The sequence below is a fragment of the Eisenibacter elegans DSM 3317 genome, from assembly GCF_000430505.1.
In the GTDB taxonomy this organism is placed as follows: domain Bacteria; phylum Bacteroidota; class Bacteroidia; order Cytophagales; family Microscillaceae; genus Eisenibacter; species Eisenibacter elegans.
In genome coordinates this window covers 245006-258623 of the sequence record NZ_AUMD01000019.1, presented here as the reverse complement: position 1 = coordinate 258623, position 13618 = coordinate 245006, and the positions used below count along the sequence as shown (strand labels likewise).

The 13618-nt window shown below is 48.4% G+C and carries 9 protein-coding genes; 7 read left to right on the top strand and 2 right to left on the bottom strand.

Annotated features, from left to right (window positions below):
- The first annotated feature begins 467 nt into the window (after positions 1-467).
- On the top strand, positions 468-1475 hold the full coding sequence (locus G499_RS19035) for an ion transporter (protein ID WP_081413682.1): 1008 nt from the start codon (positions 468-470) through the stop codon (positions 1473-1475).
- Positions 1472-2545 carry an acyloxyacyl hydrolase gene (locus G499_RS0107110; RefSeq protein WP_026999374.1) on the top strand — a complete coding sequence of 358 codons (1074 nt, stop codon included), beginning with the start codon at positions 1472-1474 and terminating at the stop codon, positions 2543-2545. The genes G499_RS19035 and G499_RS0107110 overlap by 4 nt, the downstream gene beginning before the upstream one ends.
- Positions 2546-2766: 221 nt before the next feature.
- Here G499_RS0107110 and G499_RS0107105 read toward each other — a convergent pair whose 3' ends face one another.
- Positions 2767-3540 (bottom strand): YdcF family protein, encoded by a 774-nt coding sequence (locus G499_RS0107105; protein ID WP_026999373.1) that lies wholly within the window; start codon positions 3538-3540, stop codon positions 2767-2769.
- Positions 3541-3577: 37 nt separating this feature from the next.
- On the opposite strand from G499_RS0107105, the gene G499_RS0107100 reads away from it, so the two are divergent.
- Positions 3578-5056, top strand: a complete 1479-nt coding sequence (locus G499_RS0107100; protein WP_026999372.1) for a nicotinate phosphoribosyltransferase — start codon at positions 3578-3580, stop codon at positions 5054-5056.
- Between the two features lie 377 nt (positions 5057-5433).
- The gene (locus G499_RS19030) at positions 5434-6075 is read left to right on the top strand and encodes a vWA domain-containing protein (RefSeq protein WP_035726797.1); all 642 of its coding nucleotides are present in this window, start codon (positions 5434-5436) and stop codon (positions 6073-6075) included.
- Positions 6076-6315: 240 nt separating this feature from the next.
- Here G499_RS19030 and G499_RS0107085 read toward each other — a convergent pair whose 3' ends face one another.
- On the bottom strand, positions 6316-7515 hold the full coding sequence (locus tag G499_RS0107085; RefSeq protein WP_026999371.1) for an MFS transporter: 1200 nt from the start codon (positions 7513-7515) through the stop codon (positions 6316-6318).
- 399 nt (positions 7516-7914) lie between these two features.
- Here G499_RS0107085 and G499_RS0107080 point away from each other — a divergent pair, with 399 nt between their 5' ends.
- From G499_RS0107080 to G499_RS0107065, 3 genes are all read left to right on the top strand, one after another.
- Positions 7915-11142 (top strand): AsmA-like C-terminal region-containing protein, encoded by a 3228-nt coding sequence (locus G499_RS0107080; protein WP_081413679.1) that lies wholly within the window; start codon positions 7915-7917, stop codon positions 11140-11142.
- Positions 11143-11399: 257 nt separating this feature from the next.
- Positions 11400-11582, top strand: a complete 183-nt coding sequence (locus G499_RS0107070; RefSeq protein ID WP_026999369.1) for a hypothetical protein — start codon at positions 11400-11402, stop codon at positions 11580-11582.
- Between the two features lie 91 nt (positions 11583-11673).
- Positions 11674-13608, top strand: coding sequence for a M23 family metallopeptidase (locus tag G499_RS0107065; protein WP_026999368.1), 1935 nt, complete (start codon positions 11674-11676; stop codon positions 13606-13608).
- Positions 13609-13618 lie beyond the last annotated feature (10 nt).

The window sequence follows — 13618 nt, the reverse complement described above, 5'->3', positions numbered from 1 at the left end:
ATCATCAGAACAACACGCAAGGTATTGATTTTTTAGTTGGAGGGCAAATGTATACCAAGATTTACTTGTTTTGAGGATTCACAAAATACACCAGGCGCACACCACTAGACATTTTTCAACTCTCCCCCCACAGTTAAACCTGCGGGCGAGGTCTTGTTTTGCTTCAAAATAAAGCCTCAGCTTGTCTCGGAGTTGGAGCTCCGAGCTACTTTTCCAAAAGTGTCCAGTGGTGCACAACAGACTTCAGCTTGTTTGCAATCCCAGAGCCACAGGTTACTCAATCAGGGGTGAAGGTTGCATACAAGAGCTTTTTTGTGTAATTTCGACTATACAATAGTACCAACATTTGGCTCTTCCGTGATTTTGCCCCTCAAGCCCTCGAAACCCTCCTTAGTGATAGGTTTGCAAATCTATCACCAAGGATTTACGTCAAATTTATGGAAGAGCCCAACATTTAAAACAACATCATGTGGCGTTTTTTGATCAAATGGCACAACCTTGCTCAGGCACAGGCTTTTTATATCATCAACCCGGCCTTGTCGCGAAGGAGTATCAGCCGCTGGTTCGACGACCTGATTGTCTGGTTGATTATGCTCAATTTGATTGTCATCATCTTGGAGTCCTTTCAGGAATTGGAGATGTATGAGATATTTTTCAGGTATTTCGAATGGTTTTCTGTTTCGGTTTTTAGCCTAGAATACCTGCTACATCTTTGGACAGCCAATTTGCGGTATCCCAACGCTAATTTTGTGGTGGCACGGTTGCGCTACATATTTTCGTTTATGGGTTTGGTAGATTTGATTTCTATTTTGCCTTTTTACCTGCCCTACTTCTTCAATATCGACCTACGAGTATTGCGTGTGCTGCGCTTGGTACGCCTGCTGCGTATTTTCAAGCTCAACCGGTATTCTCCTTCGTTGATTATGTTTAGTCAGATTGTGCGCGAAAAACGCGACGAATTGGGAATCACCATTTTCTTGACCTTTATATTGCTCTTGGTGGCTTCTACTTTGATGTATCACCTCGAAAGCCATGTACAGCCCGAGCAATTTCCCAACGTGGGCGCTACCTTTTGGTGGACGGTAGCCACCCTCACTACCGTAGGCTACGGGGATGTGTATCCGGTTACGAATTGGGGGCGGTTTTTGAGTGGTTGTATCGCGCTTCTGGGCATCGGTATTGTGGCCTTGCCTACGAGTATCTTGAGCGCTTCGTACCTAGAAAAACTAGCCGAGCAACGCCGCGAAAAAAATACAAGTGAGCATAATCTTACCCGTGAGCAAGAGTTGGAGCGCGAGCTGACAGAACTGCGCACAGCAGTGGCCCAATATGAGGCCAAAACTGGGGTAGCCATTACAGAGTTCAAGGGCTTTAAGTCTATTCCAAACCCTAGTACACCCGAAGTAGTTGTATCAACACCTGTGTTTTCGTTCTGCCCTTACTGTGGTAAAAAGTTACCCTCTGCTGATGGATGAGAAATAAAGTACTGATAATCAATGTTTTGCTTGTTGTTTTTCTACTAATCACTCCGCTCAGCGCACAACCTTCTCGGTTTTGGAAAGGGTTGGAGCTAGGTGTGGGGCTGGGAGCTATCCTCAAAGCAGACGATTTTACGCCACACTTACGCAACAATGCTGTACAGCGTTGGAGCTTGCAAGCCTCCCACAGCCTGCCAGCGCTCCCGCCCGGCTTGATTTCGCTGCATTATGTTGACTTTCAGCATCCCAATTTGGGCGAAGCCCTAGCCCTGACCGCCTCAGGGGAGCTTCGGCTGTACCAAGCTCGCCATCACCGCTTAGTGTTTCGGTTGGGCTTGGGGCTGGCCTATGTCAGTAGACCCTACCACCACCTGCACAACCACAAAAACAATATGATTGGCAGCCACCTCAACGCCGCTTGGCAGGGCGAGCTGGCCTGGCTTGCTCGATTGGCTCCACATTGGCAGGGGGGGCTACAACTAGAGCTGCTTCATTTCTCCAACGGGGCGATGCAGTTGCCCAATATGGGGACTAACCTGATGAGTCTTCAGGCCAAAGTAGCCTACCATTGGGCCGAAAGCCCCCCACCCCAAAACAATGCCCAACTGCACGCATCACAACCCATTTGGCAGCTAGGCACCAGCCTAGGCTGGGTAGAACAGTATCCCACCGGTGGGCGCAAATACCGTGTATACCACAGTTTTGCGGCGCATTATCGCCCAATCTTGCCTTGGCTTTATGGGGGTGGGCAGCTGGATGTTTCTTCACACGAGATGTTTGACGAACTGCGCACCGAAGACAACGAGTTGGTGCGTGTTCCCCGACTGCGTATCGGCGTTGCTCCCGGCCTCTGGATGCCCATACATTCGCGCCTTAGTCTACAAATCCATGTAGGTTACTACCCCTACAAACCACAGCCCGTCGACAGCCGCTGGTACCAACGCTATGGATTGCAGTATCGCTTCTGGCGACAATGGAATGCGGGTTTTGCCATGCGCGGCCAGCTAGGCAGTGTCGACCACCTCGAATGGGGGCTGATTTATACCCTGAGCGCAAGGCAAAGATAGAGGATGTGCCCGCCAGCGCCAAGGGAAAGCTTGCTGCCTAGCATTGTTGGATAGCTCAGGATACACCTTTTAGCACACATCAACCCCACATCCACTCAGAAAAATCACCACCATTCGATTGGGGGTTGAGATAGTATCTACGCACGCCCAATGAGCTGAAAAATCTCTGACTTTTCCTGCACATTCAGAACAGACACATGGCTTGTCCATTTTAGAGTCAACTACAAATACCCGCTCATTCGATAGACTGCGAAGCCGAGCCATTCTTTGAGCAATACCTGCCATAATTGTGGAGCATTGAGCGAAGGAACCCAGTAGGCAAAAGCGCCAACGGTATGGCGGTCGGGGGTATAAAAATCAGTCCCAAAGGGCATCACATCAAGTCCGGCTTTGCGAAAGCAAGCAGTGGCGCGGGGTAGGTGAAAGGCCGACGTAATGAGTAGGTGTGTTTGTTGGGTGGCTTGGGCTTTTTGGAGTATTTGAGCGCTCAGCTGCGCATTCTCGTAGGTATTGCGGGCATTAGGCTCTATCAGAATATCTGCTGGTGGTACTTCAGCCAAGGCCAGTACTTCGGCCAAACGCTCGGCCTCACTCCGGACGCTCTGGCCGAAGATATCGGTAGTACCTCCGGTGATGAGAATTTTCCGGATGCGTCCCTGGCGGTAGAGCCAAAGGGCGTGTAGGAGGCGGTCGGCTCCACGGCTGAAGTAGACCCGGTCGTCAGGTTGTTTGTATACCGTTATACCTGTGAGCACAATGCCGTATTCGTAGCGCTCGGCGAGGTCTTGGAGGCGGGGAACTTCTCCCTCCCAGCGCTGCAAACACCACATCGGCAGGCCGGGATTGGTCAAAAGCACTGCCGCCGCCAAGCTCAAGCGCAGGATTTGTAAACGCCGCTTTTGATTTGTCGTATATAAAGCATATACTAGCAAGGCCAAGCCCCACAATAGTGGGTTGAAGACCAACAACAATACTTTAGACCAAAAGAAGAACATCGCTCCAAATTTATTTGTACCCCTAGACCCCACAAAGATGAACATTACCCAAGACTTATACAAAAGCTCGCTCAGCCTCCTTACCGACCTCTATCAGCTGACGATGGCCTACGGGTATTGGAAAGCCCAAAAGCACGAAGACGAGGCAGTATTCCACCTTTTTTTTCGCAAACATCCGTTCCAAGGAGGGTTTACGATTGCCTGTGGCTTGGCCTATGTGATTGATTACCTCAAGCATTTTAAATTTGACACTACTGACATCGCCTACCTTGCCGAGCTCAAAGGCGCAGATGGTACCCCTCTTTTTGAACAGGCTTTTTTGGATTATTTAGCCCAGATGGAGTTTGGCTGTGATATCGACGCAGTACCCGAGGGCACAGTGGTTTTCCCACAAGCGCCCATCGTGCGGGTGCGCGGGCCTATTATCCAGTGTCAGCTTGTCGAAACGGCCCTACTCAATATGATTAATTACCAAAGCCTTATCGCCACTAAGGCTGCCCGCATTTGCTTGGCAGCCAAAGGCGAGCCAGTGTTGGAATTTGGCCTGCGTCGTGCTCAGGGCATCGATGGAGGCATTGCGGCGAGCCGAGCGGCGTATATTGGCGGCTGTGTAGCCACCTCCAACGTATTGGCGGGCAAGCTATTCGGCATTCCAGTACGGGGCACACACGCGCACAGCTGGGTAATGTCTTTTGATACCGAAGTAGAGGCTTTTGATACCTACGCTCAGTATTTACCCAATAACTGTGTGTTTTTGGTCGACACCTACGACACCCTCGAGGGGGTCAAAAATGCCATCGAAACAGGCCGCAAACTCCGCGAACGCGGGTATGAGATGCTTGGTATCCGGCTCGACTCGGGCGACTTGGCCTACCTCAGTATCGAAGCGCGCCGCCTGCTCGATGAGGCTGGGTTTGAAAAAGCCACCATCGTAGCCAGCAATGACCTCGACGAGCATATCATCCAAAGTCTCAAGCTACAAGGGGCAACTATCAATGTATGGGGCATTGGTACCAAGCTCGTAACTGCCTTTGACCAACCAGCCCTCGGAGGGGTGTATAAAATAGCCGCCACCCGAAAACCCCAACAACCTTGGCAATACAAAGTAAAACTGTCTGAGCAGGTCATCAAAATCTCTAACCCCGGCATCCTGCAAGTACGCCGTTATCAAAACGAAGAGGGGGCTATTGCCGATATGATTTACGACATAGAGCGCCCGCTGCCCGAAAAAGTTACCATCGTAGATCCGATGGATTTTACCCGCCGCAAAAAAATCGCTACCCAACAAGTACAACACCAAGACCTGCTACAGCCCCTGATGCGCCAAGGCCAACTTTGTTACCAAAGCCCTACCATCTCCGAAATTCGGGACTATGCCCAAGCTCAGTTGGCACAGTTTCACAGTGGTATCAAGCGCTTTACCAACCCCCACGGCTACCCCGTAGGGCTTGAAAAAAGCCTTAACGACTTCAAGATGGAGCTTATTTTACAGCTGCGCGAACAACAGGCTAGCTAAGGACGCAATCACCCCGATGGGTATTTCGATTTTGCTGCTACTGTGTACTTATTTTGGCACTTCGGGCTCTCAGCATATACATTTAAGTGCAAAGGGACACTAGATGTGAAAAACATCCATGTATCCCTGACAAAAATCAGCCACTAATGCACGAATAGACACCAAAAATTCGTGTATCCGTGGCAAAAATAAGCCGCATCGTAGCCAAGGTCTTAGAACTTGTTGCCTGCCTTTTCGTATACCCAAGTTATCTGTGCCTTGGACTATTTTTGGAAAAGCAGCTCAAAGCAAGAGCCTCAGGGTAACAAGGCGCGCCACTTTGACCCAAAAATGAGGCTTTGAACATCAATTTCCCCAAACTAATTTTAACTAAGCATATGTCAAAACCAACCACCCACAAAGTATTCAACCTTATCATCTTAGATGAGAGCGGCTCTATGGAAAGCATCAAGCAGACCATCATCACAGGCTTCAATGAGGTCGTGCAGACGGTCAAAGGTGTGGCTGAGCAATACCCCGAACAGGAACATTATATCTCGCTAATTAGCTTCAATGGATTGGGTATCAAGACGATACACGCCAACGAACCTGTAAGCCAGCTACACGCTATCGATGATAAGAAATACCAACCCGATGCCTCTACTCCCCTCTACGACGCAATGGGTGCCGGCCTGGCAATGCAGCGCCGCGAAGCCGAACAACATAGTGCCTGTAATGTATTGGTAACCATCCTCACCGACGGAGAAGAAAATGCCTCGAAGGAGTATCAGGCCGAATCTATCCGCAAGATGATCGAAGAGTTACAACTCAAAAACTGGACCTTCACCTATATTGGTGCCAACCACGACGTAACCAAGGTCGCTGCCTCATTATCTATTACCAACACGATGCAGTTTGAGGCCAACGAATCCAGTATGCAGCAGATGTTTGCCAAGGAAAAACGCGCCCGCATGGCCTACAGCAAAAAAATCAGCAAACAGCAAGATACTAGCAGTGGCTTTTATGATGAAGAGGCGTAGCACGCCACTGGACATTTTTCAAACCCCACAGTTATACTCAACCAAAATTGGTTTGGGAAATGTGTGTGTTGAGAATCCTTGAGCATCAAGAAAATCAAATCTTGTGAATCTTGGTATAACTGTGGGGGCTGGAAAATAAGAGGTGTAACAACTGCTGCTTTGACACCACACAAAGCCTTATTTGGCCATAAAATAGCATTTTTAGGAGGGGCAACCCTGTAGGGTTTCAGGGGTGTCCCTTCAGGCCATACGCAGCGCTCTAAACAACCACAGCCCAATAATAAAACAGAGGATTCCGCTGAGGGCAATGGCATAATTGACCCCGATACCGTCCGACAGGGCAGCCCATACCAAGTTGCCTACCGTGCGCCCGGCTGTGAAGAGCATCACATAAAAACTCAACACCCGTGCCCTTTTGGTGGTATCGGCCAAGCTTTGCATAAGCGTATTGGCAGCAGTGTATACACAAACCCGCCCAATACCGGCTACAAACAGCCAAAGCAGCGCCCAATAGAGGTTGTCTGTCAGGGCGAAGGCTACCACAAACAGCGCAAAGAGCAGCCACCCATAACGCAGGGCATCGGCCAGCCCTTGGTTGTTGCGCAAACGGCTGATATACAAAGCACCCACTACAGCACCCGCTCCGACGGCGCTGGTGAGATAACCCAATGCTTCGGGGCCTCTGCCAAATACATCCTTGGCAAAAACGGGCAGCAGCGTTTCGTAGCCCAACCCCAAAAAGGTAACCAACACGATGGTCAGCAACAAACGCCGGAGCGTAGGTTGTGATTCGACATAACGATAGCCATCCTGAAGGCGCTCCTGTAGACTGGGCGTATAAAGGGGACGATAGAACGGAGGTAGTTGCATCATCCTGAAAGTCAGCTGTATAAACAACAACATTGCCCCATAGAGCACTAGGCAGTAGCCCTCTCCCATCAAGGGAATAAGCCAACCGGCGAGGGTAGGCCCCAGAATACGCGCCGTGTTGAAGAGGGCAGAGTTGAGCGCAATGGCCGATGAGAGGTGCGTAGGATCATCTACCAATTCGTTCACAAAAGCCTGACGTGCTGTAACCTCTAGGGCTACCGTAGCACCAACCACGACCTGAATCAAGACCAAGGACCATACTGCTACCCAACCCCACAATACCAAGCCCCCCAACACAAAGGTACTCAACATCAACACCAAGTTGCAGCCCATCACCAACTGATGTTTGTTGTAGGTATCGGCCCATACACCGGCAAAAGGAGAGAGGATAAAAGCCGAAAACTCCCGCGAAAAAAGTACAAAACCTAGCAAAAAGCTCGATTGGGTCAGCTCATAAATCAACCATCCGACCACTACTTGATTCATCAAGTTGCCGATATTGGAGACAGCCTGCCCTAGGAAAAATATGCGGTAGTTAGTCGAACGGAAAGCAGCCAGAGATTGACTCACAAAAAGGTATTTTTGGGGAATGGGTTGGCAAAGATAGCGTTTTCGAGCTGAATACAAATGTGCCAACAATCCACTACTTGGCTGAGAGCCGCTATTGACGGGGATTACAATGCGATATTATGAGACATTTTTGGAAAAGCAGCTCGGCGTTCTAACTCCGAGACAAGCTGAGGCCTCATTTTAGGGACTAAAATGAGACCTAGCCCACAGGTTTAACTATGGGGTTGGGAAAATGTCCGGTGGCGTGAAGTCTGTATATATTTTGCATCCAAACTTACTTGGCGTTATATTTGAACTTTGTACGAACGCCAAAAAACACACACATCACGCAACTATTTCTTTTGTTTTTGGGTAAAGTAAATAACAGAGGTTGAACTCTTTGGATAATCACATCAATATATGAACACAACAGCCGCTCCCGAAAAAAAGCGTCGGATGAATAAATGGCTCAAGCGAGGCCTCATTACTGGCGGAGTAGCGATTGGCTTGGTCTTGATTACCCTTATCACCGCGCCCATTGTCTTGTATTATCGCCAAGACTATATCGCTACTTGGATAGTTGACTATCTCAATGAACACCAACTAGGGCATACAGAGGTGGAGAAGATTTATATCTCGCCATTCAAAAACTTCCCGTATGTATCGATAGACCTGCACAACCTCCGATTTTATGGCGATAGGGTAGAGCGCAAGAACTTAATTTATCAGTTTGAGGATGTGTATGCGGGCTTTAATGTTTGGGACATCATTACTGGCAAGTATGACCTCAAAAAAATCCGGGTACAGAATGGCAAATTACACCTCATCCGCGATAAGGACGGCAATATCAACCTGCTCCTAGCCAAGGATGATGGCATTGAGAACGCTGCGGACTCTACTGAAGCCGCTCCCCTACACCTCGACTTGCGCAAGATAGAGCTGCGCAATATCAACTTTATCAAAGAAGATCAAGGCATGGAGCAGATGATAGAAGTACAAATCGCTAAATCAGACTTGAGCTTTAAGTATATTGGAGACAAAATTGAAAATCACTTGGATATGGATTTAACCATCCAACATCTGAGCCTACACGGACTAGACTTCTTCAAAAACAAACACATCGATATTGTCAGTGATGTAACCTTTCACTCAGAGAAAAATTTCCTCGAAATCCGCCCTTCTATGTTTGCCATCGAAGGAGGGGAGTTTCGATGGAGCGGCTCTGTAGATTTGAACAATGATGCCTATATGGATTTGGAACTCAAAGGCCGCAAGCCTGATTTCAAACTCATTACTTCATTTGCCCCAGATTATATCTATGAAAAGCTGCAAACCTACAAAAACGAAGGTGATGTATACTTCATAGGCAAGGTTATAGGCAAGGCACTCAACGATGTGCCACGCATTGACATGGAGTTTGGATGCAAAAACGCTAACTTTATCAACCCACACAACAACAAGTCGGTCAAAGACCTCAACCTTACAGGCTTCTTCACCAATGGCGATGACCGCACCCTCGAAACTACCGAGCTCTACATCAAAAACGTAAGCGCTTTGCCCGAGAAGAGTGTCTTTAAGGGCAGCTTTCATATCAAAAACTTTCTCAACCCGATGGTATCGGTGGATTTGCACTCTCGCATTGACCTGGGTGTACTGTATGATTTATTGGAAATCGAAAGCCTCAAAAACCTCACAGGCAAGATGACTTTCGACATCACCATCGATGAGTTGCTTGACTATAACGACACCGCAGGCACACTTGGCAAGCTGAAAGATGGAAGCGACAGCAAGGTTATTTTACATAATGTAAATTACAAGCCCGAAGGAGGCCTACCGTTGGAGAATCTCAACGCTGAGTTTTCCTTTGCAGCAGGGCATCTGAAGCTCAAAAAATTTGATTTGAAAATTTTAGACTCAGACTTGAGCCTCAAAGGTGAAATCAAAAACCTGAGCGAATATATCCACGGCAACGATGCCGATGTGATTGTTACGCTTGATATGAAGTCGGAGCGCCTCAACCTACAACAGCTCGCCGGCATCGACGAAGAGCTGACCAAGCTCTCATTCAGCAGCCACTTCGAAACCTCTACCAAATACCTCAGCCAGTCTGACCAAATCCCGTTGGGAGAGTTCTTTATCGATAAGTTTTATTGTAAACCCAAGCATTACCCTCACACACTACACGATTTCTTGGGAGACATCCTCATTACGCCGGAAGAAATCAAGGTCAAGCATTTCAAAGGAGAGATAGACAAAAGTGACTTCAAAATCTTGGGGTATGTGAAAAACTATGCGGCCTTCTTGCCCAATCACACGCCCGGAGCGGTAGAGACTTATATCGATATTACTTCTAAATACCTCAAATTCAATGATATAATGACCTATAAGGGGGTGAATTATCTGCCCGAAGAGTATAAAGACGAAGCCCTGCGCGAGTTTGAAATAGAGGCCAAGCTCAATATGCATAGCGAAGACCTCCTGACCGGCAACTTCACCCACAATACCCGCCTTGAACTTCGTGACTTACACGGCTATTTCAGCGTACACCCGCTCAAAATCAGAGACGTACACGCTGACATCGTGCTCAATAAGGGCTTCCTGAAGGTGAGCGATGCCAGCGGCAAAATGGGCACTACCGATTTCCGTATCGATGCCGAGCTAAGCAACTATTTCGATACCACTGCTACAGCACAACGCGGTGAGAAGATTAAATTTTATGCCAACCGCATCGATTATGACGAGCTTTTCCCTTACGAAGAAGTTCCAGAAGACCCTAACAAGCCCATAGACCACGACGCAGTCTTCAATATCTTTACCATCCCCTTCCCCGATGCCGAAATAGAAGCCCACATTGGCTGGTTGCGTTACCACAAATACATCATCCAAAACCTAGACACCAAACTGCGCAGCAAACCCAACCATTACCTCTATGTCGACAAAATGCATATGGATGTAGCCGGGGGCTCTCTAGACCTCAAAGGCTATTTCAATGGTAGCGACCCAGAGCATATTTATCTATCTAGTGAGTTGACTGTCAACAATTTGGATATAAATCAGATTTTCTACAAGTTCGATAACTTCGGGCAAGATTACTTGATCCAAGAAAACATCCACGGCAGGCTTTCAGGAACGGTCAAATCCAAAGCCCTGATGCACACCGACCTGACCCCAAATCTCAAAGATACAGAAGCACACATCGAAGTAACGATTACGGATGGCCGCCTGACCAACTTCGGCCCCTTTGATATGATGGCGCGATTCTCAGGGGATAAAGACCTCAACAACGTACAATTTGGAGAAATGGTCAATGTCATTGATATCAAAAACGGCATCATTACTATCCCCCGGATGGAAGTCAGCACTACCCTAGGCTATATCTTCATCTCAGGCAAGAAAAACTTTGACCTCAAGATGGACTATACCATCGAAGTGCCGATGAAGGTCATCCGTCAGGCAATGTGGAACGCACTCGTAGGCCGTAAACGTAAAAATAAAAGTGATCTCGAAATGGAGGAGGAGATACAACGTGCTCGTGAAGACGGGCGGGAAATGTTTGTGAGCTTACAAATCACCGGTACGCCCGACAACTACGAAATCCACCTTGGGAAAGGCACTAAGCGCCGCGAAAAGGGTAAAACTACCCTCTAGGCCTTTTTAAGCCAAGATGTACTTGATTTGAGGATTTACAAGATTTGATCTTCTTGATGCCCGAGGGTTTTCAGGGCATACATTTCGCCAATCAATTTTGATTGGGTATACACAAGCTCTCCAAGGTTTTTCAAAATCTTGGAGAGCGCTGAGGTATAATAAAATTCAGGTCAAAACCTTGGTCTAGGGATTTTTTTACTATCTTTGCATTCCATTTTCAAAAACACAAAATTTTCACCCACAAAATAGATACAGCCGTGAAAAATATCAATATGGACGAGCTTAACGCCTTGAAGCAGGAGTTGTCAAACGAATGGAGCAAGAAAAAAGAGAAAAACGGTGGCGACCGCAACTATGATAAAATCGCCGAGCTTCAGCAAAAAATCAACACCGTAAAAGGCTCTGATCAAAAAGCCAAATACCAAAAAGAAGAAGCTTAATCATCGCCCATGCGACTTCCCAGACATTGATTTACCCAAGGAAAGCACTTCTTTGGGTATTTTTGTATGCCCGAACCTCCCCCACTTAAAAATGCTCCTAAACCGCACCTTCGAAGCCTATTTCCATCATAGTTATTGGCTGATAGTTCATTGCTTGCTATTGACCTTAGGGTTTGTCGCTAGTTTTTCCCTCACAGCCCTACAAGCACAACAATACACCTTCCCGGTCAATCCGGGCAAAACAGCCTACCTTGCCGGTAACGTCGGCGAAGTGCGTGGCAGCCATCTCCACGCCGGGCTAGACATTGTGGCCCTCGTAGGAACACCTGTCTATGCCTCTGCTGATGGTTACGTATCGCGGATTGGGGTATCTTCGTATGGCTACGGCAAGGTACTCTACCTCACACACCCTACTACCGGCCATCAGACCGTCTATGGCCACCTCGACGGCTTTGCGGCTTCTGTTGCCGATTATGTAGTAGCCAAACATTATGCCCTGCGCGAAAACATCCTCGACCTGACACTCAAACCCGACGAGTTGCCCGTCAAACAAGGGCAAATCATCGCCTATGTGGGCAATACCGGAGCATCGGCAGGAGCACACCTGCACTACGAAATCCGCACCCTCGACGATGTAGTCCTCAACCCGGCCAGGGTAGGGGGCTTTCAAAAAGAGCTGCCCAAGGATAAACTCCCCCCCGTGATTACCTATATTGCCATTACGCCCCTCAGTGTGGATGCCCGCGTGCAGGGGCAGTTCGAAACCCTCACCCTACCTGTGAGAGGCAAGGGCAAAGGAAAATTTGTCCTCGATAAGCCCATCGACATTTGGGGAGAGGTCGGTATCAGTATCGTTACCTATGATGTAGCCAACAATGCCTCCAACACCTATGCGACTACCAATATCGAGCTGTTGGTAGACGGTAAGTCGCACTTCCGTGCCGACCTCAACCGCATTCCCCTCAACCAAGGCCGCAGCGCCTTAGTACATATGGACTACCCGCTCAATCGGCGCACAGGGCAGGGCTTTCAGCGCTGTTATGTGGCCAATGGCAATGAGATGACAGACAACTACCGCGTGGCCGATGCCCTCAAAGGCCGTATTGCCTTACGCGACAAACGCAGCCGCCAAATCGTATTGAAGGCCTCCGACACCTACGGCAATGAGAGCACATTGAGCCTGAGCCTACAGGGAGCTCCTCCGGTTGCACAGCCTAAGTTTAGCCCCGCCCAAAGCCCGCTCAAACCCCAACTACAATACAGTATTGTGGGCAATATACTTAAGATAGAAGGCCAAAATCTCAAACAAGGCGGCGAAAAAGCCCAACTGTATTTCTTTGGTACGCCTCTAGACCTCCCTTTGGCCTATACCAAACAGCAGACCAGTGTGTATCTTTGGAACCTAGCCCACGGCCTGCCCGAAGAGATTGCCGTAGGCCCTATCCGCATTCCAACATACTTCAAGATGCTTGTCCCGAGCCAAACCAGTGCCTTTTATGCAGACGATGAGCTCGAAATCAGCTTTGAACCCCAAACGCTCTTCGACACCCTCTACCTCGAAGTAGAACGCCGCGCAGAGGGATGGCGCATCAACGCCCCCGAAATCCCCTTACGCACGCACATACAGGTAGGCTTGCGCAAACACACCCTTCAGCCAAAACAAGCAGCCTATTACCTCTCCGGAGGGAGCTCAGCCATGCAACGCAGCTACAACCAAGAGGGCATCTTGACATTTGACACCCGCGTGTTGGGTACATTCGACCTCTTGACAGACAAAACCCCGCCCAAAATCACACTACACCAGCGCAGCCCACAGCAAATCAGTTTCAAAATCAGCGATGACCTATCAGGCATCAAAAGCTATCAGGCAACCATTGATGGCCAATATGTGTTACTCGATTATGAGCACAAACAAAAGCTCCTCAAGACTGCCTTGCCACCCAACATACAGCGCCTCAAAGGCAACTTTGTCTTGACTGTAACTGATGAGGTCGGCAATCAACAGACTTATACCACCGATTTTTAAGATAAATATT

Bases quoted from the DNA above. Each gene is read 5' to 3' on its own strand.
- G499_RS0107100 (WP_026999372.1), top strand. From the start codon at position 3,578: ATGAACATTACCCAAGACTTATACAAAAGCTCGCTCAGCCTCCTTACC.
- G499_RS0107110 (WP_026999374.1), top strand. From the start codon at position 1,472: ATGAGAAATAAAGTACTGATAATCAATGTTTTGCTTGTTGTTTTTCTA.
- G499_RS0107065 (WP_026999368.1), top strand. From the start codon at position 11,674: ATGCTCCTAAACCGCACCTTCGAAGCCTATTTCCATCATAGTTATTGG.
- G499_RS0107080 (WP_081413679.1), top strand. From the start codon at position 7,915: ATGAACACAACAGCCGCTCCCGAAAAAAAGCGTCGGATGAATAAATGG.
- G499_RS19035 (WP_081413682.1), top strand. From the start codon at position 468: ATGTGGCGTTTTTTGATCAAATGGCACAACCTTGCTCAGGCACAGGCT.
- G499_RS0107105 (WP_026999373.1), bottom strand. From the start codon at position 3,540: ATGTTCTTCTTTTGGTCTAAAGTATTGTTGTTGGTCTTCAACCCACTA.
- G499_RS19030 (WP_035726797.1), top strand. From the start codon at position 5,434: ATGTCAAAACCAACCACCCACAAAGTATTCAACCTTATCATCTTAGAT.